Here is a 26493-nt window from a genome sequence, read left to right on the forward strand (position 1 = left end):
ATAAGGTATTATAGGTCTGAAAAGGGTGATTACAATGGCAAAGGAAATCTTATACTTTTTGGGGTATTATCTATTAATCCCAATAATTTTTATGATTAGCATTTTTTTATGGAGATTTGTTATTCAAGGTAATGATCTATGGTTGGTTTTAACAGATTCTTTATCGATTTTAGGGTTATATTATTTATTTACGAGCATTTTATTTAGCTTTTTTATTAAACGATTTAAAGAAAAGAATGAAGCTTTTTACAAATGACCGAATTTCAAATTTCTTTTAGACTCCCGTTTTAAGGGGGCTTTTTTGTGTGGGTAAGAGCCCGGCGGTCATATTTTCATCCATTGTCTATTCGAAGTTGTTGTTCATGACTGAAGAAGAGCGAGATCAATGGCTCAAGGAGCAACGTGCTGCAGGTAATCCCGACCTATTGAGGTTAGACAGACTAGTCAATGAACTTTATCGAGAGTTTTATACGGGTGAGGAAGACTCGAAAAAATAGGTGTCTTTTCGGGTGCATTACGAAAGTGGACCGGGCCTTACAGCGCCAAGGTATACAGAGTTTATTCGTAATTCTGGTTCATCTTAATCAGTATAAAGAACTAACAGATTGCGCCCTTTCAGGTCGCCAACCTTCTTGTCGAAAAGTAATAATAATAAATACAAGAACGCCGAAAAAGGGAATTGAGGGCCGGACGTAGTGGAATGAAGGATCGCAGGTGGATTGAGGAAAGGTTTACCTAGATTACCCTCTTAAAACAAGCGTAAGAGCATTTCAGTTACGCTTGTTTTTGTGTAAAAGAACTATTTCATGTAAACACTTTTTTCAAATTCCGTTAAGGTTCTGTAAATACCATTGTTTTCTTAGAATAAAAAGCTACGATAGAAGTGAAATGATAAAGAGGAGGAAAATGAATATGAATAAATGGTGGCTAACGATGTCTTTAGCTGTTGCTGTTGCTATGCCTTTTTCAGCAACAAATGCTTCCGCTGAACAGGTTAAGAAGGAACCTAAAGTTATAGTGCCGCTTGCAAAAGCGCACGCACACAATGATTATGAGCATGCACGTCCTCTCTATGATGCACTGGATCATGGGTTCACAAGTGTAGAAGCGGACGTCTGGCTAAAAGACGGTGAATTACTAGTAGCCCATGATGAAATCAATGTTAAACCAGAACGGACACTTAAGTCCCTTTATTTAGATCCATTAAAAGAAAAAGTGAAGCAAAACAGAGGCTCTGTTTACAAAAATCGTGACCAGGATTTCTTACTGTGGATCGATATTAAATCCGAGGACATAGCTACATATGAAGAAATTGATAAACAACTGGAAGAATACAAGAAAATGGTTACAAAATTTTCAAAATCAAAGGTAAACCAAGGTGCCGTTACCGTCATTATTTCTGGAAACCGACCGCGTGAGCTAATGGAAAACCAGAAGGTACGTTATGCCACATTCGATGGCCGAATGAGTGACCTGGGATCTGATGCACCTAATGAATTCGTACCTGTAATCAGTGACAACTGGACAAAGTATTTTACATGGCAGGGTGTTGGTAAGATGCCTCAAGCTGAACGAGAAAAGCTAGATCACATTGTCAAAACGGCGCATGCTAACGGTCAAATGGTTCGTTTCTGGGCAACTCCAGACGCAGCGTTACCAAGCCGTGAAGCTGTATGGGATGAGATGCTAAAAGCAGGGGTAGACCTTGTAAACACAGATGACCTTCCAGCCTTACAGCAATACCTGCTTGAAAATGATCCACACCCTACGAAACAGCATATTAAGTGGTAGCCAATTCATATTATTTATTAATAAACCAGACGATCCCTATCCTAGTGAAGCGGGTTATCTGGTTTATTTTTGACGCCAACTAAGCCATATTTCTTTGAAGTAAAACATATATCAAAAAGATTGAATGAGATTCTAAGAGTGGCAAAAAGATAATAGAAACCAATAAAGTCTATCAAAAATAGGCTTTTTTGCGTTCCTTCATATGTTCACCGAATGTTCACCGAAATTGCATCTCTACTCACTTTTCGCTTTGCTTTTGCTTATTATTTCTATAAATAGACACAAATTAACCACTATATGTTGAAACTGACTAACAGTTTCCATGAGGAAATCAATCATTATAACTTTCTAATAGGATTTTATAAAGAGTAACCCAATTAAACTTGAAATTTAGTCAGAAAGATAATGAAAATTGAAAGAGATTCAAACGAGAGCAGTTTTACAAAAATTGCGAAAAATAGGATAATGGTCGCGTAGGTGATGTGAAATGCATATCAAGAAATGAAAGTTACAACTTCGGGGAAGACTTTTATCCTATTTGGGAAGAAAATATTAATCTCGCAAGTCCAAATCTCAACATTAGAATCTCCTTTGCTCATACGATTATCAACTCCACAAACATCATGAAATCCCCTCTGTAAAGCAATCAACGAACCAACTTTTTCTATTAGAAAGGACCTGTTCTTGGAAACAAGATGATTCCTTTTTATCAAACATCTACGGCCCTACAAAGGGCGTCCACTATTATTTCATTTAACCTAAGATGTCTTTACACTTCTTTTAGGAGGTGAGGAAAATGTGAATTAAAAATAGAAAAACCCTTTGGTGGAGAAAGTCCGGGAAGACAGTCACCTAAGGGCTCATGAGCAGGAGTATACCTGACTCTATGTTCAGTATACCCTTATTAATGAAATATTAAATAGGAGGCGACTTACATGATGATACGAAATAGTTATCTAATGAATAGGGAAACGGTTGGAATGCTGGTTGAGTACGATTCAAAGGGAGTGGAGATGACAAGGGTGATAGAAGGAAAGAACACGTTTTTCGTAATCAAAACTCCACTTGAAATTTTGAATGACACACTGAACTATTTTGGATCTGATCTTAATGGTGCCCTTATCGGAGCAAAATCTGTGCTCGGTGGTAAATACAAACTGCCCATCTGTATTAACGCCCAGCTTGGAATGGCTTGGTTCTCATGTAGCTCCTTTCGAAAAGGCGGCGGGATCTGGCTTTCTTATATTCATATTAATCACTTTGAAAAAATCAGCGACAAAGAAACTATAGTTCATACCAACTTTGGTCACAGCTTACCTGTTTCGATGAGTACAAATCAACTCGAATTCAAAAGAGACCAAGCAGCCTATCTGCACACAACCTTCTATGAACGCTCTACGTTGAAAAAGACCTTTTATTACGAACCGGGAAGTGGAATAACATTCTGTAAAGAACCTGGAGAGATAAATTACAAGGTGAAGGAGAATGAAAAAGAAGAATGATTAACCAAGAAATCGCTAAGGAAGAGACCACCAATTTGGTGGTCTCTTCCTTGTGTAAAGCGATAAATTACTATTGTCTGTTGGAAATAATGGGTATTAAGTTTTCCAAACATCACTTGGTTTTTCTCTGCTGGCTTCTAGCTTGGTTTTAATAAAATCGATCCAAGTTCTAGTAGCGTAGGAGATATAGCTGTCTTTTTTCCAAGCGATACCGATTTGCCAATTTATATGGGGGATAAGTGGAATGACTTTGATCTTTCCTTCGCTTACATCAATTTCTTTTAGGTCACTTTGAGGGAGGATTGTTATTCCTTGATTAAAGGAGACCATTTCCATAATGAATTTCCACTGTGATGTTTCGCAAATAACGTTTGGTTCAAAGCCGTTTAGCTTACATGCTTGCATGATTAATTCATGAACTTGGTAGCCTTCCCGAAAGATGATGAAGCTTTCTTCCCTTAAATCCTCCAATGATACCGTCTCTTGATTGGCAAATCGATGGTTCTGATGAACAACAAGACGTAAATCACCTTTCATAAACGGAATGCTATCAAACTCATCATCAATGGGTAAGGGCATTACTACTAAATCTAGTTCGCCATTAAGTAATGTATTTTTTAAATGAAGGGCACCATCCTCAACGAAGCGGACAGTGATAAGAGGATATTCTATGTGGAATAGAGCCATGAGTTCAGAGAAAATGTCCGTTCCAAGTGTTGAAAAAATGCCCATTTTTATATTTCCCTTTTTACTATTCTTAATATCATCTAATTCGTCATAAAAATGCTCGATGGATTGGGAAATGCGTTGCCCGTAATGATAGAGTAATTTTCCTGTATCGGTCAGTTCAATCTTCCTTGTGGTTCTAGTTAACAACTTAGCATCCAGTTCTTTTTCTAAATCTTTAATGGATTTACTGATGTTTGGTTGTGATAAAAATAAGTGTTCAGCAGCTTTAGAGAAGCTTCCTTGGTTAACGACTTCGGTAAAATACTGTATTTGTTTAAAATCCATACAATCACGCCCTTATTTATTACTAAAATTTATAGAATATATCATTATTATATATTTCACTTATATTTTTTAAAATATTATATTTGAATAGTAGTTGTTGCTTAAAACAATTCGTAACTCATTTAATTTAGGGGGATGGGGAAACAGGAACGTAACAAATACTTATGTCCAGGGGGAAATGAAAGGGGTATAGTTCATGAAACAACTTAAAACGGTGGTGCTGCACGCACTTGTTAAGGGGAAATTTTAATCTTCGTCTGTTTAACAAAATAATGAAGTAGTGATCCAAAGAAAACCAAATGAAAATTTTCATTGGTGTTTTTTTATGAATGATACTTCTTACTGAGTTGAAACGGTTAAGCTATAGCAATATAAACTACATGCGAATTTATCTTACAAAATAAAGATAGAGACAGGAGAAAACACATTATGGGTACAATCGGTATTTTAATTGCGATTGCTCTAATCGTCATTCTAGCAATGAAGGGTTTTAGCATCGTATTTATTGCCCCGCTTGCCTCAATTGTTGTCATTGTGACGAATGGCATGAATTTCTTTCCTTCTTTAATTGGAAATGAAACATCATTTATGACAGGGCTAACGGGCTTTTTAATAAATTTCTTTGGCGTATTTTTATTAGGTGCAATTTTAGCACAGTATATAGAGAAAAGTGGCGCAGCACAGGCAATCGCAGAGAAGGTACTATCCATCACAGGTACAGAAAAACCCTTTTCCGTATTAATTGCCATTTATGCGATCAGCGCAATTTTAACTTTCGGTGGCATTAGTTTATTTGTCGTTTTATTTGTGGTGGTTCCATTAGCGAAACCTTTATTTAAGCAATTAAATATCGGATGGAATTTAGTCGTTATTCCCGTATTTATGGGGATTGGGACATTTACGATGACGATGCTTCCTGGGACACCATCGATTCAAAACGTTGTCCCAACGACTTACTTAGGCACTACTTTAACTGCAGCTCCTTTAATGGGGATTGCCGCAACAATTGTTGCCATTGTAGTAGGGATCTTTTATTTAAGGTATGCATTGAATAAAAGCTTGGCAAATGGTGATACTTTTGCTACTTATGCACAAGAAGATAAGGGTAAAGCCATTTTAAAAGAAAAAATCCCTTCATTCTTTATAAGTATTTTACCGATTCTTATATTAATTATTATTATTTTTGCAGGGAGTGCAATGAAGGTTGCCAATATCGTATTAATTGGCTTGGCGGCAGCAATTATAGTAGCGGCTGTATTTTTCCACAAATACATTCCGTCACACAAGGCAGCACTTAGCTTAGGTGCGAATGGTTCAATCACGCCTATTTTCTTCACAGCAACAACTGTTGCGTTTGGTGTAGTGATTACCATGGCACCAGGGTTTAAAGTGATTTCAGATTTCATTTTAGGAATTCCAGGTAACCCATTAATTAGCTTAACAGTCGCTTCAGCCGCACTTGGTGCCATTACAGGTTCTTCATCAGGAGGACTAGGAATTGCGATGGAGGCATTCGCGCAGTCTTATCTAGCTATGGGCGTGAATCCAGATGCGATGCACCGTATTTCAGCGATTGCTTCATCTGTATTTACAGGCTTACCTCATGCTGGTGCTATTCTTTCATTGTTCGCATTAACAGGCTTGAATCATAAAAATGCCTTTAAATATTCTTTCTATAGCATGACATTACCAAACATAATCGGACTAATCGTCGCATTGGTGATTGGTATTATGTTCTATTAATCACAAAAATCTAGTGATAAAAAGTCTATCTACTACTAAGAAATCGAAAAACGAGTACAGGACAAGCTTACATGTAAGAAGGCTACCACATTTCAAGGAGGTGATTAAGAATGGAGAAATCAATGCGTGATCAAGTAGTTGGTACATGGTCATTGGTTTCATACGAAACGCAAGACGCTGATGGACATGTGATTTATCCTTTGGGTAAAGATGCAAAAGGTTTCATTATGTATAATCCAGATGGCTATATGTCAGCTCAACTCATGGCATCTGGGCGTCCTGCTTATCAATCTGGAGACTTGCACTCAGGGACTCTAGAAGAAATGGCTACAGCTGCGCATGGGTATTTGGCCTATTCAGGACAGTTTGAAGTAGATGAAGAAAACCATCAGTTAATACATCATATGGATGTCAGTTTGAATCCAACTTGGCTTAATCAGGCTCAGCCTCGTATCGCGAAAATTGAGGGAGACCAAGTGGTTATTTTCAATGGTCTTCATCCAGAAGACAAACTTATTTGGAAACGAGTAACTAAACATTAAAGTTAAATCGAAAATACGAACAAAGGGAGATAGGGATTATGACAAACGAACGCACAGTAATCGTAACAGGGGCAGCACAAGGGATTGGATACGCTATTGCAGAATCTTTCATCAATAATGGAGATTTTGTAGCAATCTTTGATTTAAATGAAGAAGCAGCTATAAGTTCAGCTGAAAAACTAGGCAATGCAAAAGGCTACAAAGTAAACGTAGCAGACGAACCAAACGTAAAAGCTGCTGTCGAACAAGTCATTGCTGAACGTGGTACAGTTGACGTATTAGTCAATAATGCAGGACTTCAATTCATTTCTCCAATCGAAGACTTCCCTGTAGAAAAATGGGATCTTGTAAATGACGTTATTTTAAAAGGAACATTCTTATTGACTAAACATGCACTACCAGCTATGCAAAAACAGAAAAAAGGACGTATTATCAATATTTCCTCAGCTCACGGAAGAATTCCGGATGCTTATAAATCTGCTTATTGTGCTGCTAAATTTGGCCAAGTTGGCTTTACGAAAGTTACAGCATTAGAAAACGCATTGAAAGGTATCACATGTAATACGATTGAGCCAGGCCCAGTACGTACAGAATTAATCGAAAAACAACTACCAAAACTTGCAGAACAAGATGGAACAACTGTAGAAGAGGCTCTAAACCACCACATCCTAGGTAAACAATGGATCAAACGTTTACTAGAGCCTTCAGAAATTGGTGCTACAGCTGTATTCTTAGCCTCAGACGGTGCAGGAGCCATCACAGGCGAAGAAATCGGCGTTGCAGGCGGGATTTAATTATTCCGATTTATCCCCTATAAATATAAAGGAGCATGATTTCCGCGGAAATCATGCTTTTTGGTTATTTTACTTGTATGGGAATCTCTAAACAAATACCCTCTTTCACCGCGCGTGGCTAAACAGCCGCTAATTTTTTTACGATCCTCATCAACATATTGAAAGCGACTGCCTTTTTTTAATGTTTGTCCTTTTCTGTGGAAAATGTAGCGGGCATTTCCTTTTAAAATGAGGAGAGCATCATCACTAATCGCAAACTCCGAGAATGAATCTTTTTTTACTAAAAAAAGGTTAGTTAAAAAAGTTCATCTAATATAACGACAAAGTATCCAACTACGTCATAAACTGTTATATAATGTTTGAAGTGCATATTTTTGATTAAATAAAATAACTAAAACGGGGGATATTCCCAGAGTTCGAAAATCTGACGTTATTTTGAAATATCTGCAAAAGAAGGGGGAACATTTTTCATTTCTAAAATAATCCAGTACAGTGCAACTAAGAAACGTGGAGGTTCACTGATAACGGCAAACCAAAGCCTTAACCTTTGCAAGAAGCTGGATAAAGATCTTGGTGTTATATAATAGTTGATATTTAAATCTATAAATAATAGTGATATACTATATAGGGTTAAAAATGCATACAGAAAAGGTGTGTTCCTTGGTTGCGTCTTGGCTTACCGTGACGCTTAAGCAGGAGCGTCTACATCCTTTCTGCAAATCTTTATAAGGATATGGTAAAAATGAGTAACAGACAAACTGAAACAGACGTTATCTTAATTGGTGCCGGAGTCATGAGTGCGACTTTGGGGACATTGCTAAAAGAATTAGTACCGGACTGGAAAATTACAGTGTTTGAGAAACTCGCAGACGCAGGTGAGGAAAGCTCTAACGAGTGGAATAATGCGGGAACCGGGCATTCTGCACTTTGCGAGCTTAACTATACTGTCGAAAAACCGGATGGATCCGTAGATATTAGCAAAGCTATAAAAATTAATGAACAGTTTCAGCTTTCAAGACAGTTCTGGTCTTATCTTGTAAATAGCAATCTGATAGGTAATCCGCAGGACTTTATCATGCCATTGCCTCATTTGAGTTACGTACATGGGGAAGAAAATGTAAAGTTTTTGAAAAAACGTTTTGAAGCAATGTCAAACAATCCACTGTTTGAAGGAATGGAATTTTCCGATGATCCTGAAAAACTGATGGAATGGATTCCAGTTATGTTGAAAGACCGAACTTTAAATGAACCTATAGCAGCAACAAAAATCGATTCTGGAACAGATGTCAACTTTGGCGCCTTAACGCGTTTATTATTTGACCACTTAAAGACTAAGAATGTCGATATAAACTATAAGCATAGTGTTAATAATATTAAACGTACTAGCGACGGATTGTGGGAATTGAAAGTGAAAAACCTCGATAGCGGTACTGTCGAACGCCATACTGCAAAATTCGTCTTTATCGGCGCCGGGGGAGGAAGCTTGCATTTACTGCAAAAAACTGGTATTCCTGAAGGAAAACATATTGGGGGATTCCCGGTAAGTGGAATATTCATGGTGTGTAACAATCCGGAAATTGCAGAGCAGCATCATGGAAAAGTATACGGAAAAGCTTCGGTTGGTGCTCCGCCAATGTCTGTTCCGCATCTTGACACAAGATATATCAACAACCAAAAATCGTTGCTATTTGGACCGTTTGCTGGCTTCTCACCAAAGTTTTTAAAAAATGGCTCAATGCTCGATTTGGTAACTTCAGTAAAACCGGATAATCTCGTAACTATGTTGGCAGCAGGCGCAAAAGAGATGTCATTGACAAAATACCTGATCCAGCAACTTATGTTATCGAAAGAACAGCGCATGGAAGAATTACGTGAGTTTGTTCCGAACGCCAAAAGTGAAGATTGGGATTTAGTGGTAGCAGGCCAACGTGTGCAAGTTATCAAGGATACTGTTGAAGGCGGCAAAGGAACACTTCAATTTGGTACGGAAGTGGTTAGTGACGCTGATGGCACGATAGCTGCATTACTAGGCGCTTCTCCTGGTGCTTCTACCGCTGTTCACGTTATGCTTGAAGTAATGAGAAAATGCTTCCCGCAACATCTAAAAGAGTGGGAACCGAAATTAAAAGAAATGATACCTTCTTATGGCGTGTCACTAGTGGAAAACCCAGAGCTTTTCCACGAACTTCTTGCTTCAACAGCGCAGGCGCTTGGTCTAAACGAAGACTTGCCGAACCAAGTTAATTCTTTAGATGCAGAAGCAAAGTCACTTCAAAAAGCTTAAGCAACATTTTTTATCAAAGGACAATGTTTCCTTGATGAAGCGATTGAAAAGGCAATGAATGAAAAATAAAACATAGAACCTTCGATCTATCTATGGATTGAAGGTTCTTTTTTTTGGAATTTGCAGTTAGAATGGCTACGGAGAACCGGATCATAAGTGATGGTAAGAAAAAGTGGGGGGATTCCACCTACTTTGATCAAATCAGGGGTAAGGGTAAAGTGATTTTTTAACAGCATATAAATGAGAGAATAGTGGAATGAATGACGCTGGATAGTCTTTTAGGGGCTATCCATTTTTTAATCCTGGATTATTCAGTATTTTACTCATCCTGCAAAACAAACAAGCCCTCTCTATAAAGGAAGGCTTCAGACTGTAGACAAACTCGATAATTGATTTCCACTCCAGGTACTCGCTTTCCGCGGGTGGTCCGGGAGCCTCCTCGGCGCTGCCTGCGGGGTCTCCCTTGGACGCACTATTCCCGCAGGAGTCTCGCACCTTCCGTTCAAATCACATTTGTTTTAAAAATTAGAAGCCCTCTCTTTAAAGGAGGGCTTCAGATTGTAGACAACCTTGATAATTGATCTTCACTCCAGGCACTCGCTTTCCGCGGGTGGTCCGGGAGCCTTATCGGCGCTGCCTGCGGGGGTCTCCCTTGGACGCACTATTCCCGCAGGAGTCTCGCACCTTCCGTTTCAATCACATTTGTTATAAAAATTAGAAGCCCTCTCTATAAAGGAGGGCTTCATACTGTAGACAACCTCGATAATTGATTTCCACTCCATGCACTCGCTTTCCGCGGGTGGTCGGGGAGCCTCCTCGGCGCTGCCTGCGGGGTCTCCCTTGACGTACTATTCCTGCAGGAGTCTCGCACCTTCCGTTTCAATCACCTTTGAATGAAAACAGTTAATTCATTTTCTAATAGTTTGACTAATTCCATCGCTTTATAAAGTATTAGGAATTATCGGTATGGGTGGAATAGGATCTGCCGTTATGTCATGGGATACTACGAATCGCCGTTGATGAGAGTGTCGTAGCTGCCATGAAATCAGTGACCAGCAAAGCAATGAGGCTTTCAAATATGTAAATAGTCAAAAAAAATAACCAGCCAAGCTACATGCTCAACTGGTTACTGGATGTATATGTTAAATTAGAGTTTAAAACGACGATTTATTATGGCAACTGATGTGCAATATATATTGATATAATTCAGAAATTGTGATAAATTAGTATAGAAACACATTTATCAATATATAAAAACAGTTTACCCCTTACTATAAGTATAAGGTAAAACTCACCTCTAGTCAACCCCTAATTTCTCATTTTTTAAAGGAGTGTCTGATATGAACAATGAAATTCGGCAGGAGCAAGAACGTTTGGATGAGGTGATAGAAACAATTACGAAACAAATCAGCAAAATAGAGGGTGAAACTTCCCAGCGTAGAAAAGAAGTTGTTAATATCCGTAAACACTTTTGGGATGACCTCAAGGTTAATATGGATACTTTCGATGATTACCTCGAGACGATCATTGGCTTAAGGCAGCAGGCTCAAGACTTGTCACAAAGCGAAGGGGCACATAGATATGCTTTCAAGAGGTTGTCAACACTGCGCCGCATGCAGGGAGTACCTTATTTCGGCCGGATTGATTTAACTGAAGAAGGGTCTTCCCTTACGGAACATATTTATATTGGGACCTCCACTCTTGCTGATACAACAGGAGAAAACTTCATTGTCTACGATTGGAGGGCTCCGATTTCGAGTGTCTATTATGACTATCCTCCCGGCCCTGTAGAATATTCAACACCCGGAGGCATAATCCGGGGGATGTTGGAGAAAAAGTGGCAATATATCATCAAGGGAGGAGTTATCGAATCAATGTTCGATACGAGTCTCACCATTGGAGATGAGATACTGCAGCAGGTGCTTGGTAAGGGGACGGATAAGCATATGCACAGTATTGTGTCCACCATTCAACGGGAGCAAAATAGGATCATCCGGAACGATCGCGGACGTCTGCTCATTGTTCAAGGAGCCGCTGGCAGTGGTAAGACATCAGCTGCCCTCCAACGGATCGCTTACTTGCTTTACAAGTATCGAGATAGACTAAAAGCCAATCAAATCATTCTATTCTCTCCTAACTCAATGTTTAATAACTACGTATCCAATGTACTACCCGAACTTGGCGAAGAGAATATGCAGCAGGTAACATTCCAGGAATATTTGGACCATCGTCTGACTGGCTCATTTCAAGTTGAGGACCCTTATGAGCAATTAGAATTTTTGTTAACTGCAGCGGATGATCCTTCCTATAGCACTAGGACAGCGAGTATCCGATTTAAGGCTTCAATTCGCTTCTTTGAGATAATCAAAACATACAGTCAATCACTAGAATTATCTGGAATGATCTTTAAAGGGTTAAGGTTTCGAGGGGAAATGCTCGTCTCCGCCAAACAAATCTCAGAAAGATTTTATAACACAGACACCACCCTACGTTTTCACAATAGGATTGAAAAGTTGAAAGAGTGGTTAGGTGACTTACTTGATGAAAAGGAAAAGTTTGAGTTGAAACAACCTTGGGTCCAGGAGGAAATCGAGTATCTTAGCAAAGAAGACTATCAGAAGGTATACACCTACTTAGAGAAAAAACGCGGCCATACTGAAGATTCCTTTGACGATTATGAGAAAGAGAATAAAATGCTCGCGCGCATGATTGTTCGAAAGAAATTGAAGACGTTACGCAAACGGATAAAAGCACTTCATTTTATCGACATTAAGGGAATATACAAGCAACTTTTTGACGATCAAATACGGATTGAACTGTGGAACGAGGGTAAAACACCTGTCGAAAGGGAAATTTGCTTATCAACGCAAAAAATGCTGGACGAAGGTAAACTGCATTACGAAGACGCGACTCCATTTTTGCTACTGAAGGAGCTAATTCTAGGATTTCAGACAAATACTTCTATAAAATACGTGCTTGTAGACGAAGCACAAGATTATTCTCTATTTCAATTCGAGTTTTTGAAAAGGTTGTTTCCTTCTGCAAGGATGACCGTGCTTGGTGACTTTAACCAGGCAATATTCGCTCATGCCAGCGAACGGGTGGATTTCCAGACTCTTACCAGTTTATACGGAATAAGTGAAACCGAGAGTATAACCTTGGCTCAAAGCTACAGATCCACAAAGCAGATTATAGAATTCACACGTGAACTAGTTCCTGAAGGCCATCGAATTAAGGCGTTCGACCGTGAAGGCGAAAAACCTGTACTGACTCAAGTGTCGAACCGTGATGAATTGCACGACAAAATCGTGTCTAAAGTCAAAGACTTTCAAGGTCGTGAGTATAATACAATCGCAATAATATGTAAATCTGCTGCGGAAAGTGCCGCTGCATACGATGCCATTAGTACTATCGGTGAAATTAAACTCGTACAGAAAGGCACAAATGAATATGAACAGGGTGTTGTTGTCATTCCGGCTTATTTGGCTAAAGGCATCGAATTTGATGCTGTCATCATTTATGATGCATCTGTGCAAGCATACGGTGATGAGAGCTTACGAAGATTGTTCTACACCGCATGTACCAGGGCTATGCATAACTTACAGATGTATACTGTTGGCGAACCCAGTCCTTTCTTGCTCAACGTTTCAACGGATAGTTTACTTCTGACATTGGATTAACAAAGAGGGCCCCAAATATGAAAAACAGCTTTTTGAAACCTGTGTAGACTTTAGTTCTATGCAGGTTTTTTTTTGGGGGTAATCTTTATAAGTTCCTGATTTTAGAGAGACGTTCACAGAAAGAAACGACCTCCATTTTAATTTACAACAGTTCGGACATAATATACTTGGAGGTGAAGGAAATGAGTAAAAAGACAGCAGGAAGAGGCCAAATCGCACCAAGTGCTAACCCGCAGGGACATGGAAAAGATGTTGAATTCGCCACTGAGCCCAAAAGCGAACTTGAAAACAAGGCAAAAAAGTCCAATACAAAATAAGTGTATTGGGCAAAAATATGGTCATACTTCGTAAAGAATGCCCTTCTCTTAAACGAGAGGGGCTTTTATAATCTAAGAAGGCTCTAATCCTCTTATTGATTATGGGAAAAAATCTAATTCCAAGTCCTCAATTTTTGTCGATGAATCATACGTTTTTGGAGCAGTGGAATGTGAAAGAATAGAAGGATGGAGCTACGGTTAAAAAAATACCAAATACATTTGTCGCTGTGCTAATATGAAAGACTGAGCTTAAAAAATGGAGAGGAGTTACAAATGAAAATAAATCGATTAATAGCGAACAATATAAACCATTTAGATGCAGCACTTGTAGACGACCAATCATTAGGAATTGCTGGGTTATCCGGTTCCGGGAAAACGACTTTTTGTCAAACCATTGGGGAAGAATCCAAGAAACGTCTCGTTTCCTTATTGCCCAAATCTGAATATCAGTATTTATTTCCTAATATTATGGAAACCAACTTCAGCGCCATCAAGATGGAAGAAATGCCGCTGGTCCTTTTTCTCGGCAAATCATCCATTTCAGCCAATCCCCGTTCAACCATTGGCACACATACTGGTGTGTTTAAAGAAATTCGTGTTTGTCTTGCAGAAAAATTCAATCTTTCTCCGGAAGTTTTTTCATTTAATAATGCCTTAGGCTGGTGCCCCACTTGTAAAGGACGCGGGACGACGAAAAATGTCGAATGTCCAAAGTGTGAGGGGAAGCGTTACAATCAAGAGGTCGAGCAATATACCATTGAATTATTAGATCGCCCGCATACTATTTCCGATATCAACAACTTAAGCATTGAAACGATCCTTTCACTTGCAGAGACATTACATATTAGTGAAGCTAAACAGCATATTCTCCAAAATATAATCAATATGAATATTGGTTATTTAGGCTTAAACCGTATTATGGGGACAGTGTCAGGGGGAGAGTTAACACGGCTTTATTTGGCCGAATTCATGGCAACAAGTGAAAATACCGTGATTATCATTGATGAAATCTCCGTCGGTCTTGATCATCAAACACTTTTGAAAATTTTGGAACAGATTAAGCAATTAGGTTATAAAAATCAAATTTGGCTCATTGATCATTCAGACACGGTGTTAGATAGCACAGATGAACAATTGTTCTTTGGACCTGGCAGCGGGAAATATGGCGGGAAAATTGTTGAGGAATCACCACGTCCCAAACCAATCAGCTGGGAACGAAATGAAGCAACGCCAACGGAATACTATCAATTTCAGGATCTTTACTGCCGTAATATTCAAATGGAAGAAATCCGGATTCCTAAGAATAGGCTCGTTACCTTTACGGGTGAGTCAGGCTGCGGTAAATCTACACTTGTCAATGAATGTATCTCTAAAGATTTTCAGAAGCGGTATCCAAAGGATAAACTGGTCATGGTCGGGCAGGACCGAAACAAATCGATTACCAGTCGATCAACCGTTGCGACGTTTCTTGATATTAAAAAGAAACTCACCAAATACAGTGATGAAATTGATGATATCTTTCAGCGTTCGATTGAAGATATTATCGAAGAATTGCCAAATGAAGACATCGCTCATAAACGCTTGAGTTTATTGATCAAACTTGGGCTTGGTTATTTGACGTTAGAAAGAAAAACACAAACACTATCTACGGGTGAATTTCAATGTGTCCACTTAGTTTCTGAGCTGTTCGCGAAGACAAGAAACCCACATACGCTGTTTATTTTTGACGAGCCTTCAAAAGGGTTATCGCAAAACATTTTAAACCAATTCATTGATAGTGTCAGGGTCATCCTGGAGGATGAATCAGTCTCCATCATCATGATTGAACATAATGGTTATATGCTGGAAAGCTCGGATTATATCGTTGATTTTGGTAAAAGACAGCTTGCACCTGTCCAGCATCTTGAAGTTGTCAGTCATGATGATCATTATCGTCACAAAAACAGTGAAGATCGAGTGGAACCATTGCAAATCTCTTCCACACTTCGGTCAAAAAATGGCATCAATTATTTACAGGAAAATCATCTGGACTATTTCAAAAAGGCAGAGAACGTCTATAAGGGCGGCATTTTAAAAAGCTTATCACCAATTGCTCGTGTGATTTATGGTGAATACGAGTCAGACACGATCGCACCTGTGATCGCCATCGATCTTGAACGGCACTTGTACAGTCAATATACGTTTCTTTATGAATTGGGCGGAATGATCAACCATCTAGTGGCAGCACATCCGACTAATAAAGATACAAGAAGCTTCGATTTCTATTCTGCAGAAAATCATTGTCCAAGCTGTTCCGGCCGCAGGGTCATTGAAAAATTTGACTTTGATGTCGTCATTCAAGACAAAAACGTGCCATTCTGGGATGGCTTATTGCATCCAGACGTGATGGAAGTACTAAAGTTTTATCAACATTCAAAACTGCAATTCCTGTTTGATGAGATCAAGAATGAACTCGGTCACGACATTAGTAAAAGCTATAATGAGATGACAGATGCCGAAAAGCAGACCTTCTTATATGGGTATTGGGAAAAGTCCTTTTACGATAAAGCAGGCAAGGCATCAAGGACATGGGAAGGATTCAATTTCATCATTGGACGTTATATGTTCATATCGAAATCGATCATTAAAGAGCAGATGAAAGCATCAAAAGAGATGATCGCCTGTCCTGTCTGTCAAGGAACGGTCCTGAACCATCATAAAAAACTAACATTTGGTGATACAGACATTCGCGAGATCATCCAACAGCCGATTGATCAAGTCATCAAAATTGTAGGGAAGCTCCCAGAACTGGAAAAACTAAAAGCGATTGTGGGCGGCGATATCGCACTTACAGATGATGTCTCATTCCTTCCTCGGGAAATAAAAGCGGCGTTGAAAATGCTCGAACTGGAACTGGCAAGCTTCGTCGGGTATGAAGTGGTTTTACAAAATACCCTGCCATTCTGGGGCAGCATTAAAGGTAATATCGAAGCAATCAGCAGCAAAAACCAGATCACCATCTGTGACTTTGCCAATATTAACGAAACAAGAGAAACCATTATTGATAAATACTTCACCAATGGCAAATACAAAAAACTAACCTATGTCTATGAAGCATTTGGCTACAAAAAAATCGTTACCCAAATCAATAAAATTAAAGCAAGTCATAAATGTCCATTCTGTAATGGGAAGAAAGTCATTTCAGAAGATAACATCCATGACGGTGTGTATAAATTAACGATACCCTGTGTGAGTTGTCATGCCAGTGGCATCGATGATGAGGGTCGTAAAGCAATCGTCGAGGACATCGACGTGCAGACCTGGCTGACAGGAAAAGTAAAAGATGCCGTGGCTGAAAGTGAACGTACCGAGGCCGTTGCCGATATTCCGATTTTCGCACGGATTCGTGAATTGAACAAACGAGATATGATGGCGGTTTATCAATGCCTTGAACAGAATAAATGAATTTTAATGACTTAACAGCACTCAATTGATAAAAAGTCCGCCGATAATGGCGGACTTTTTTTAGAAGCTCAGGTAATCCTAGATTATTCAAATGGACCCAAGAATATATAAGTTCAGTGTTAATTTGGTTTTACATAGTAAAGTTAATATAATGTAAGTAGAGGTGATTCTCATTGAAAAAATGGACAAAAGAAATAGAAATAAACGCTCCAATTGAACAGGTTTGGAAGTTTCTTGATGGTTCTGTAGAAAATATGCAACAAATCATGCCTCAAGTAGTTGAAAACAAGCCCATTAAAATAACTGAAGAAGTGGTTGGAAGTGTATATCGCCAAAAATATAGAGAAGGAAAACGAACAGAAGAGTATGATATAGAAACATTAGAATATTCGAATGCATCGAATGAGAAAAAGCTAAAAGTAGGCTTTACACTTGCTAAAATGTTTGAAATTACAGCCTTATATGAATTAAATAAAATCAATGATAATAAGACTTCCTTTACATATACAGTCACCAATCGCCCTTTAAAGTGGTTTGTGAAATTATTTTTATTGTTTGCTACCGATAAAGTGGTAGTTGAATTTTTAGAACGTGTCAAAAATGTAGCTGAAGCAGAAACGGGTAGGTAATGATTTAATTAAGTCAATCCCCCTCAATCGACACAGTACCACAGATAAAAATGATCCATCTTTTTTCAAGATGGATTCAGACTGAAATACAAGCCCCATGTTTCAAAGGCACTATATGATGCCAATAAAAAAAGCGACCGTGATAAAGACTTGATCGCTTGTGAAAATTAAGGATTATTCAAAAGGCCCTTCCGAAAGAAGGGTCTCTTTTTTTAAGATGAAATGTTACTGCAATTTAAGGCAAATGATTATCCCCAAACAAAAAACGCGTTAGGTCTCATGTTGAACGTCTCCTGTTTTTTAAAAAATCGGGTTGTTATTTCATTCAGCGATAGCAGAATGTATTGGCTTCTGTTATACCTCAATCTCCATCCCGATGTTCCGTTCTTTCGATTGGCAGTAAACGCCTTTTGCCACAGCGAGGTCAAAGTAAGCAGCACCGACTGATTTAAAGAAGGTAATTTCCTCTTCATTTTCCCTGCCTGTTTTGGTCAGCATTACAAGTTCATAAAGCTCCCCATGAATATCATTAAACGACCAATTTCCCTGATTGGCTGCATGAATGAGCTCTCCTGCTTCATCCTTCACGCCCGCCAAATCGTCGACGATAATTTTAGCAGCGCGTGATACCGTGGTATTATCCACTTCTTTCATATGCGGGAGATAAGACCCGACCCCGTTAATGTGTGTGCCCGGCTTTAAATCCAGCCCGTTAAATACAGGCTCGTTCGAGCGGGTTGCACAGCAAATAATATCTGCTTGACGAACAGCTGCTGAAACATCTTCGAAAACTTCAAAAGGAACGGTTACTCCGAATGCCCGCAGTCTTTCACCGAATTTCTCCGCTTTCTCTGGTGTGCGATTCACTAATAAAATACGCTCAATGTCCCTTACGGCTAACACACCAATTGCTTGTTCAAATCCCATAGCTCCTGTTCCAATAATCGTGAGAACCCGGGCGTCTTTACGAGCAAGAAAGTCTGTGGCAATGCCGCTCAATGCCCCCGTTCTGAGACGTGTTAAATATGAGGCATTCAACAATGCTAAATGTTCGCCATTTTCTGCATCTGACAGCAAGATGACTCCTTGTGTTGTTGCCATCCCCCTTGAAGGATTCTTTGGAAAAATGGTAACAACTTTGACCGCCGAAACTTCTTCGGATAAATCAGCGCTTGGCATGTAAAGTGCCGATGCCTCGTGTTGAGGGAAAGCAAGAACTGTGCGATGGGGGTTGTCTATTCTTCTAGCACCATGTGCACGTAATACGGCCTTTACATCCGAAATTGCGTCCTTCATTCCATATGATTGTTGAATTTCCTTTTCACTTATAACCAACATTCAATTCTCCTCCTTGAAGTAAAAGAACCATAGATTACATGGCTCTACTATTATGTGTTTCGTCTAATTTCTGATTGCTACGATCCTTAACTGCCCAAATCGCTGCTAATGACACGAGAGATGCAAAAATAATATAAATGGCGACAGGAACATAGGAGTTATTAAACCTATTAAGTAAAGCCGTTGCAACTAGCGGCGCCGTTCCTCCTGCCAGAGCTGCCCCGATTTGATATCCAAGCGTGATGCCGGTATAACGAATCCTTGCATCGAAAATTTCCGAGAACATCGTTCCAAGAACAGCTGTGATGGGAGCCCAAATAACCCCTAAGCCTATCACTGTTGCAATGATTAATAAGAGTACCGATTTTTGCTGCAGCAACCAGAAGTATGGGAATGCAAACAGTGCCATCCCAATCGTTCCGCCTATAAACAGCTTTTTGCGGCCAATTGTATCAGATAACATCCCCATGAATGGTATTAAAATCGTCGTTATAATTGTTGCAATCATGACTGCAGTCAATGTAGCTGTCCGTGAGAAACCGAGAGTTGAGGTAGCATATGATACGACAAATGTGCTAAAAATATAAAATGGCGCTGTTTCTACCACTTTGGCTCCCACGGCGATAAGCACTTCACGCCAATAATTCTTAAGAGTTTCTACAATCGGTAGCTTTGGAACTTCTCCGGATTCCTTTACTTTTTTGAAAGACGGTGTTTCATCAATTCCTTTACGAATCCATAGGCCGAAAAATACAAGCAAAGCACTAAAAATGAATGGTAAACGCCATCCCCAAGTCATGAATGCGCTTTCAGGAAGCAGTGTCATAATAGATAAGGCAATGGTTCCAAGCAGCATTCCTATCGTAACACCCATCTGAGGAATAGCTCCGAACAAGCCCCGTTTTTCAGCGGGAGCATATTCAACGGCCAATAAAAGCGCGCCTCCCCATTCACCGCCAATTCCTAGACCTTGAACTAAGCGCAATGTGATTAATAAAATCGGCGCCCAAATGCCAACGGCTTGATACGTAGGAAGAAGCCCCATCCCAAATGTTGCGACCCCCATTAAACTAAGTGTTAAAACAAGTGTTTTCTTTCTCCCAATACGATCGCCAATATGGCTAAAGATCACTCCGCCAAAAGGGCGGATGAAGAATGCTAACGCAAAGGATGCATATGAAAGCAACAGCCCTATTGTCGGATCCTCATTCACGAAGAATAGCTGGTTAAACACGAGAGCTGCAACAGTCCCATATAAAAAATAGTCAAACCACTCAATCGAACTTCCGACTAAACTCGCGATTAATATTCGCCGCATTTGTTTCTTTTCCATCTTGAGTCATCCCTTCAAAATTGAAGTATCACTTCAATTTATTATTTCCTTCATTTTAAATAATTAGAAATTTTCTGTCAATATTTTTTTGATAAGTTATTAATGACGAAACATTCATCAAAATTTGTCATGTATAATGTAGCTAGATACTATGTAAAAAAGGGGGCATCTGTATGCCTTTTGATTCAATCGGGAAAAAACTGAAATTATTGAGGAAAGAGCGAAAACTAACATTAAAGAGTCTGGCTGAACAAACAGGCGTTTCGATCAGCTTTTTATCACAAGTAGAACGGGGAAAATCAAGCGTCACATTAGAGTCATTAAAAAAAATCGCTGATACATTAGATGTCAATCCAAGTTTCTTTTTTTCTGAGGACCGCTCCCAAGAAAATTCAGATTCGAATCATGAACAATTTCATTATCAGAATTTATCCAGCGGCATTCGTGATGCTGTTTTTTCACCTATTCTAGTCACTTTAAAGCCAGGGGAAAATAAAGGAAGCGCTTTTTCTCATACCGGACATGAATTTTTATTCATTATCGAAGGGAAGTTAACAGTGGAAATAGAGGGAGAAAGAATAGAACTCCATGAACAGCAGTCATTCATGTTCGATGCTAGAAAAGCCCATTACTGGTTTAACTTCTCGGATCAAACTGTCCAGTTTTTGGTGGTATCGTCGAAATAACGTCATGGTGAATCCTTGGAATATCTTGTTTCACAAAATGTTCCACGAAAGGACGCTTTAATGGAACAAGGAATAGTAAAAGATAAACATATAGCAGGAGCTTTTTTTCTGCTCCATGCTTTCTTCTTTGTTTTGAGATAAAAGTATATCCAGTTAACGAAAAAGTGGTTGTTGTTGTAAATGAGGTCATATGTCGTACAAAAGGATAGATGTAAACAGGTATTCCTCACTGTTCATCTATCCTTTCTTTTTACCCAGTTAAATGTGTGACATTAAATCAAATCATTAAAGTAATAAATTATTTATCGATGAAAAAGAATAGAAAAGAAAAGAGACTTTTTATTTAATAGTATTTGCTATAGGGATAGTACAATAAAATAGGTTACAATGACTTTATAAGTTATTCTATCAAGAACACGATAAAAGCACTTGGTTCCTTTTAGGCAACCAAGTGCTTTTTAGCATAAAATGTTATAAGAACGTTTGTATTTGTATTCATAGCCTATTATGTTAGTACGATTTCGCATTAGTATGGGAGCTCTTTTTGTGGTTCCCAAGGGGAGTGTGGTTGCAGTCAAAAGGAGGGGACAAGTAACTATTTTTCTTGAAGGAGGTTCCTTAATTTATTAATTGCTAGTTTGTGGTTTTTAGAAACTGCCTGCTGCGAAACGTTCATTATTACCGCTATTTCTTTAAATGCCAAATTATCAACATATTTTAACTTTAGTGTTTTCTTTTGAGTATTGGTTAAGAGGGATAGAGCGTTGGCAATTTCCTTATTTGAGGTAATATCTTCGATGGTCTCGGCATCACCATTATAAATATTCTCATATCCTTCTTCTTTAACTTCAAATGTGTCTAATAAGGGGATAGACTCATCATTTTCAGCATTTAGAATGATAGGGGAATTTTTATTTTGATCGTTAATACTTATATCATATTTAATTGCTGTAAAATGTATGGTTTTGGATATGAGCGATACAAAACGAATATAAAATAAATGTTTTTTGAATTCTTCATCTAATTTATTCTTGTTTTTGCTTGATGGAGTACATATGGCTTGTTTATACAGTGCATAATTCTTTTCTTCTTTTAAAAAGGATTTTATAATCTTACTATTTATAAACTTTTTATTGTTATCTTCAAACGCGAAAAGTTGATTGCTGCAACGATCAGATTTCGTCATTATCATCACCTCTTTTTTGTGGATAATACTTTTCAATTTTATTAGAGATTTCTGATGTCCGTTGAACTAAATCAATCAGAAAATCTCTGTCTTCAGGGGAGAGTGAGTTGTCATCTAAACATTGTGTGATAAATGTTTGTGTATTTCTTACTTCGCAAAAACACTTGAAAATATTTGGATTCATTTTCTCTCTCCTCGAATATTATTTCCTAATTCCACAATAGCTTTTTCAAGCTTTTCCAATTTCTTTTCGAACCTAATAAAAAGATATAAGGCAACAAAGATTGGAAATCCGAAATTACCAATTATATTAACAAGGGTCGTGTAAGTTTCCATATAAGATCCCCTCCATTTTATTTCTTTTTGTGATATTTAGTTTGAAACTCAAAAAATCCTGGAGTTTTATCAACGTCGTATCTATTTACGATTTTAATAATCAAAATAACTAATTCTTGAGTTAAATCTTCTCTTTCTTGTTGTTTTGTTTGAAATAATGATTTTAGAATCTTAGGTTGAAATAAAAAGATAACCGGCTCTAACTTATGAGGTTTAGACTTAGCTTCACTCACCAATTCATATAAATCTTTATTCATTTTATATCCTCCTTAACATCTATAACATTGTTTGTTATTTAGTTAAATAATACTATAATTAGTTATTTGTTCCTATTTTATAGAATGATATAATTGGAGCATATGTTTGTTAACGTTACTTTTTTAACCTAGGGTAGTAGCCCATAGCCCTTACTAAATTATCAACTACTATCTTTTGAGTTTTACTACATAGACTAATAAATAATTTATTTCATTTGGTTTTTATATCGGAATTCTTGTTGCAAAGAAATTGCTCCAGGAATATGTGGGGTACTCATAGAGGTCCCTGACATATAAACAATAGAATTGTTTATAAAAGATGTGTTTAATATCTATTCCTGCTGTATATATATCAATTTCTTCGTTTCATTAGTAATTGAAGATTAGTCTTGTTAAAAGCCTCGACTTGAAAAACATCAGGGTAGTAACCCGGATATAAAAACTGATAACTATAATTATCACCATCGCCATTGTTTCCTGCAGCACAACCGGAATATTAGAATTTTCCCCCTTCTCTTCTTAAAGTCCGAAAGTCTCAAATAAAACAACCATTTTCGTGATTTTCTAAATTTATTTGTTTAGTATTTTAAAATAGAAAAAGAGACTGCCTAAACTAGACAGTCTCTGAAAATTATTTTGGACATTCTTTTGGTCTTGCAGCACCTGGAACACACATTCTACAGGTCCATGCAGCACCTACAACTGCAACTGCACATACTGCACATACAATACAAGAAAGTGGATTTAGACAAGTACAGCACGCACCAAGACAACTTCCATATATAATTAAACAACCACTCCAAGTAGAACATCCTAATTGTTTGTTCATACATGCTGCCCATGATAAAGAACAAGAATCTGCCTGGATTGTAACGATTTCTCCATTTTCATGAACAAATGTTCTTTCATTACCAATTAAAATAACTGGCTTCATATTACTTTCATCAATAGATAGCATACCAACTAAATTTTCCTTTTGGTATAAAGGAAGAGAAAACATATTTAGGGACTCTGAAAGTACTTTACCTTCTTTATCTTCTAAATACTTGGTGTTCTGAATTACATACTCTTCATCATTGTTTAGAGTATAACCATCTTTAATAAGGTGCTTTGATAGTTTGTTAAATTCCTCATTTGAATTAGCAAGTTTACGTAGACCTGCTAATAGCTTTCTATCTGTCGTTTTAGTTGCAACGTTATAAAGGTAGGCCCCATTTACTTCGGTGTAATGTACTTCACCATCTAATCCTTCGTGTGTTTTCACAGGAATAGTAAATTGCTTACCAATCGTACTTTCCATTTTTGCAACTTTGCCTTCATTTAACACAGAATAATCAATTTCGTTTGCCTGCAACTTACCAAAGTCAGCTGCAAGATTAAATTGGGCTGTTACTTTTTCCTGGATTTTCTCTTTAAACGATTGTTTTTCTAGCGCATTTAAAGATAACGATTTAATGATTGTCATTTAAAATCCTCCTTATAATTTTTTACCTTTCAATCTATAAGGGAGGATTTACTAACTTTTTTACAACCTATATGAAGTTTTATTTGGATTAGTGTACAAAACGTTGCGCAATTTGAGAAATCATAAAAACCAACAAACTTGAAATAATAGCTCCGACCAAAATATTATAGCCTGAAATGAAATCATTATAGAATCCAATTGTTCCAATCAATAAAAAAATCAGAATAAAAACATATGATATAGAGAGAGAAACTAGAATTTTACGAAAAACACGTTGATCTGCAACAACGTAACTATTGTTCCACTTATCATTTTTTTTCTCGACTAAGAAATTAATTACTTGATAGCCCATAACAAGAGAAGCTATCCCCCACATAACCCAGAAATTACTCCCTGTTTCATCTACAAAAATTGAATAACATGAATATCCAAAGCCTAAGAATAAGCACATATAACCAACTAAAAGCATCCACTTTTTCAAACGCATAAAGATCCCTCCTGAATTTAATCTGTTTTTTCTTCTAAAAAGAATAATTTATCGATTGGTTCATTTAATACAGCAGAGAGCATCAAAACAATTCCTATTGAGGGTTCGTATTTTTGTTTTTCCAAAGCAACAATTGTTTGTCTGTGTACACCTATTCGATCTGAAAGTTCTTCTTGAGTAAAATCATGTAATCTTCGAAAATACCGCACGTTGTTTTTTACTTTTCCTCTTTTCAAATTTTTCACCTCTTATGTATAGTATTATATACAAAATGGATTGAAAATAATACATTTAAAGAAAAAAGGAATTAAATTGGAGATAAAGAGAAAAAATTAGAGTATATGATTATCCCCTATTAACAAATAAAAAAGAGCATGATTTCCACAGAAATCATGCTCTTAAAGGTGTGTCTACGGAATCATTGTCATAGCCTTATTTGTAGCCATTATAAGAGTGCTTTCTTCATATAGCAACCAACATCCCACTCGAAGAAGATATCTCGAATTATATGACACATGCATAAGGGAAAAGCCACCGGGGGCCGCTAGCTTTTTTTTGTTTGTAAAAAGTATTTATTATAAATAAATTCAGGGTTTAGACGATTTTCAGATCTTGAATATTGAAGATTAAGAGGTTTGGAAGGTTATGTTTTTTAATGCTAATATAATAACGGGTATATATTACTATTTCCACGTTGAAAACTAACTTTATTAATAAGGAGAAACATGAATGGAAGAAATACAAGAGGGAGTTTTAAGAAAATTCCAAGCGTATAAAGGAAGGATTTTTATTGGAAAAGAACAGATAAAGGGGAGAAATTCTGCTGAAAGATTGCCAATCGATGAGTTTGTTTCTGGCACTCATATTCTTCACGATCTTATTAGAGGCTTTTATAAACCTGCTGGAAAACCATACCTTTTATCTTATCAGGCTACTGAATCAGAGGATAACTATGGGGAGCAGATTGTGTGGAAAGAAAAAGGTGAAAGTTTTACCAGGATAAATATGCATCCTCCGAGAGGTGAGAAGGATAATAGAAAGATCAGTGATATTAAAGCAGCAAGATATAATCTGGAACATAAAATACCAATAGGAATCATGCATAAGATCAAAAAGAGTCAAAATAAAATATTGGGTTTGGGTTTGATAGTTGCAGAAGGAAAAGACGGAGTTTTCACAGTTGTACCATATGAATTTCAATCTGATAAAGAAGATAAGGTTCTGTTATTAGAAAAAATCCTGGCTAATGAAAATATAGATACGGATGTAGTACGTGAAGTGGTCTTAAGAAAAGGGCATGGAGATTTTAAAAGGAGACTTCTGTTGAGATCCCAAGAGTGTGAATTGTGTGGTTTAAAAGATACACAATTTCTGATAGCGAGTCATATTAAGCCGTGGAAAGATAGTTCTCATAATGAACGTCTGGATATTAATAATGGTCTTTTGCTATGTCCAAATCATGATAAGCTGTTTGATGCTGGATATATAACATTTTCAATAGATGGAAATATTATTATTTCACCGAAATTAATGGAAGAAACTAAAAATAAAATGCTTTCAAAAGAAAATATATCTATCTCTCACAATCGGAATGCAGAAAACTATCTTAAATGGCATAGGGAAAACTGTTATAAAAAGTAGCTAAGCAATATCAGTTATTTATTA

At 37.6% G+C, this 26493-nt stretch carries 24 protein-coding genes and 1 pseudogene; 14 read left to right on the forward strand and 11 right to left on the reverse strand.

Going from position 1 to position 26493, the window contains the following annotated elements; all coding sequences use genetic code 11:
* The first annotated feature begins 305 nt into the window (after positions 1-305).
* From JFU24_RS21540 to JFU24_RS21550, 3 genes are all read left to right on the forward strand, one after another.
* Complete coding sequence (locus JFU24_RS21540) at positions 306-497, forward strand: hypothetical protein (RefSeq protein ID WP_056530132.1); 192 nt, start codon at positions 306-308, stop codon at positions 495-497.
* Positions 498-912: 415 nt separating this feature from the next.
* Positions 913-1791 carry a phosphatidylinositol-specific phospholipase C/glycerophosphodiester phosphodiesterase family protein gene (locus tag JFU24_RS21545; RefSeq protein WP_201250445.1) on the forward strand — a complete coding sequence of 293 codons (879 nt, stop codon included), beginning with the start codon at positions 913-915 and terminating at the stop codon, positions 1789-1791.
* 935 nt (positions 1792-2726) lie between these two features.
* Positions 2727-3293 carry a competence protein ComK gene (locus tag JFU24_RS21550; RefSeq protein WP_201250446.1) on the forward strand — a complete coding sequence of 189 codons (567 nt, stop codon included), beginning with the start codon at positions 2727-2729 and terminating at the stop codon, positions 3291-3293.
* A 96-nt stretch (positions 3294-3389) separates the two neighbouring features.
* Here JFU24_RS21550 and JFU24_RS21555 read toward each other — a convergent pair whose 3' ends face one another.
* Positions 3390-4307: a LysR family transcriptional regulator gene (locus tag JFU24_RS21555; RefSeq protein ID WP_201250447.1), complete on the reverse strand. Its 918-nt coding sequence runs from the start codon at positions 4305-4307 to the stop codon at positions 3390-3392.
* A gap of 429 nt (positions 4308-4736) precedes the next feature.
* Between JFU24_RS21555 and JFU24_RS21560 the strand changes: the two genes are divergently transcribed.
* From JFU24_RS21560 to JFU24_RS21600, 9 genes and pseudogenes are all read left to right on the forward strand, one after another.
* Positions 4737-6050 carry a GntP family permease gene (locus JFU24_RS21560; RefSeq protein ID WP_201223157.1) on the forward strand — a complete coding sequence of 438 codons (1314 nt, stop codon included), beginning with the start codon at positions 4737-4739 and terminating at the stop codon, positions 6048-6050.
* 110 nt (positions 6051-6160) lie between these two features.
* Entirely contained in the window at positions 6161-6592 is a 432-nt protein-coding gene (locus tag JFU24_RS21565; RefSeq protein WP_053347593.1) for a lipocalin-like domain-containing protein, read from the forward strand.
* A gap of 38 nt (positions 6593-6630) precedes the next feature.
* Entirely contained in the window at positions 6631-7386 is a 756-nt protein-coding gene (locus tag JFU24_RS21570; RefSeq protein WP_201250448.1) for a 3-hydroxybutyrate dehydrogenase, read from the forward strand.
* A gap of 706 nt (positions 7387-8092) precedes the next feature.
* Positions 8093-9670, forward strand: a complete 1578-nt coding sequence (locus tag JFU24_RS21575; RefSeq protein ID WP_342214754.1) for a malate:quinone oxidoreductase — start codon at positions 8093-8095, stop codon at positions 9668-9670.
* Between the two features lie 1340 nt (positions 9671-11010).
* Positions 11011-13350: an RNA polymerase recycling motor HelD gene (gene helD / locus JFU24_RS21580; RefSeq protein ID WP_201250450.1), complete on the forward strand. Its 2340-nt coding sequence runs from the start codon at positions 11011-11013 to the stop codon at positions 13348-13350.
* A 182-nt stretch (positions 13351-13532) separates the two neighbouring features.
* The gene (gene sspL, locus JFU24_RS21585) at positions 13533-13667 is read left to right on the forward strand and encodes a small, acid-soluble spore protein L (protein ID WP_053347589.1); all 135 of its coding nucleotides are present in this window, start codon (positions 13533-13535) and stop codon (positions 13665-13667) included.
* Positions 13668-13940: 273 nt separating this feature from the next.
* Complete coding sequence (locus JFU24_RS21590) at positions 13941-17111, forward strand: ATP-binding cassette domain-containing protein (RefSeq protein ID WP_201250451.1); 3171 nt, start codon at positions 13941-13943, stop codon at positions 17109-17111.
* Positions 17112-17284: 173 nt separating this feature from the next.
* Positions 17285-17740, forward strand: coding sequence for an SRPBCC family protein (locus JFU24_RS21595; RefSeq protein WP_201250452.1), 456 nt, complete (start codon positions 17285-17287; stop codon positions 17738-17740).
* Positions 17741-17812: 72 nt separating this feature from the next.
* Positions 17813-17911, forward strand: a pseudogene (locus JFU24_RS21600) (excalibur calcium-binding domain-containing protein); the annotation flags it as partial.
* A gap of 183 nt (positions 17912-18094) precedes the next feature.
* Here the strand turns inward: JFU24_RS21600 and JFU24_RS21605 are convergent.
* Positions 18095-19078: an ornithine cyclodeaminase family protein gene (locus tag JFU24_RS21605; RefSeq protein WP_201250453.1), complete on the reverse strand. Its 984-nt coding sequence runs from the start codon at positions 19076-19078 to the stop codon at positions 18095-18097.
* A 34-nt stretch (positions 19079-19112) separates the two neighbouring features.
* A complete protein-coding gene (locus tag JFU24_RS21610) occupies positions 19113-20411 on the reverse strand; it encodes an MFS transporter (RefSeq protein ID WP_201250454.1) in 1299 nt (432 codons plus the stop codon).
* Positions 20412-20584: 173 nt separating this feature from the next.
* On the opposite strand from JFU24_RS21610, the gene JFU24_RS21615 reads away from it, so the two are divergent.
* The gene (locus JFU24_RS21615) at positions 20585-21097 is read left to right on the forward strand and encodes a helix-turn-helix domain-containing protein (protein WP_201250455.1); all 513 of its coding nucleotides are present in this window, start codon (positions 20585-20587) and stop codon (positions 21095-21097) included.
* A 595-nt stretch (positions 21098-21692) separates the two neighbouring features.
* On the opposite strand, the gene JFU24_RS21620 is transcribed toward JFU24_RS21615, so the two are convergent.
* The 8 genes from JFU24_RS21620 to JFU24_RS21650 form a co-directional block, all read right to left on the reverse strand.
* Positions 21693-22283 carry a sigma-70 family RNA polymerase sigma factor gene (locus tag JFU24_RS21620; RefSeq protein ID WP_201250456.1) on the reverse strand — a complete coding sequence of 197 codons (591 nt, stop codon included), beginning with the start codon at positions 22281-22283 and terminating at the stop codon, positions 21693-21695.
* Entirely contained in the window at positions 22270-22467 is a 198-nt protein-coding gene (locus JFU24_RS21625) for a hypothetical protein (protein ID WP_201250457.1), read from the reverse strand. Before JFU24_RS21625 ends, JFU24_RS21620 begins: the two co-directional genes overlap by 14 nt.
* Entirely contained in the window at positions 22464-22619 is a 156-nt protein-coding gene (locus JFU24_RS21630) for a YvrJ family protein (protein ID WP_072273495.1), read from the reverse strand. Before JFU24_RS21630 ends, JFU24_RS21625 begins: the two co-directional genes overlap by 4 nt.
* A 17-nt stretch (positions 22620-22636) precedes the next feature.
* Positions 22637-22876 carry a hypothetical protein gene (locus JFU24_RS21635; RefSeq protein ID WP_057219819.1) on the reverse strand — a complete coding sequence of 80 codons (240 nt, stop codon included), beginning with the start codon at positions 22874-22876 and terminating at the stop codon, positions 22637-22639.
* Positions 22877-23082: 206 nt separating this feature from the next.
* On the reverse strand, positions 23083-23208 hold the full coding sequence (locus tag JFU24_RS31405; protein ID WP_446728305.1) for a S8 family serine peptidase: 126 nt from the start codon (positions 23206-23208) through the stop codon (positions 23083-23085).
* Positions 23209-23507: 299 nt separating this feature from the next.
* On the reverse strand, positions 23508-24341 hold the full coding sequence (locus tag JFU24_RS21640) for a hypothetical protein (protein WP_201250458.1): 834 nt from the start codon (positions 24339-24341) through the stop codon (positions 23508-23510).
* A gap of 88 nt (positions 24342-24429) precedes the next feature.
* Complete coding sequence (locus JFU24_RS21645; RefSeq protein ID WP_201250459.1) at positions 24430-24828, reverse strand: hypothetical protein; 399 nt, start codon at positions 24826-24828, stop codon at positions 24430-24432.
* Positions 24829-24845: 17 nt separating this feature from the next.
* Positions 24846-25064, reverse strand: a complete 219-nt coding sequence (locus JFU24_RS21650; RefSeq protein ID WP_034309806.1) for a helix-turn-helix transcriptional regulator — start codon at positions 25062-25064, stop codon at positions 24846-24848.
* A 493-nt stretch (positions 25065-25557) separates the two neighbouring features.
* On the opposite strand from JFU24_RS21650, the gene JFU24_RS21655 reads away from it, so the two are divergent.
* On the forward strand, positions 25558-26469 hold the full coding sequence (locus JFU24_RS21655; RefSeq protein ID WP_242485380.1) for an HNH endonuclease: 912 nt from the start codon (positions 25558-25560) through the stop codon (positions 26467-26469).
* Positions 26470-26493 lie beyond the last annotated feature (24 nt).

Origin of the sequence: Peribacillus sp. TH27 (genome assembly GCF_016650915.1) — a bacterium.
Taxonomy (GTDB): Bacteria; Bacillota; Bacilli; order Bacillales; family DSM-1321; genus Peribacillus; species Peribacillus butanolivorans.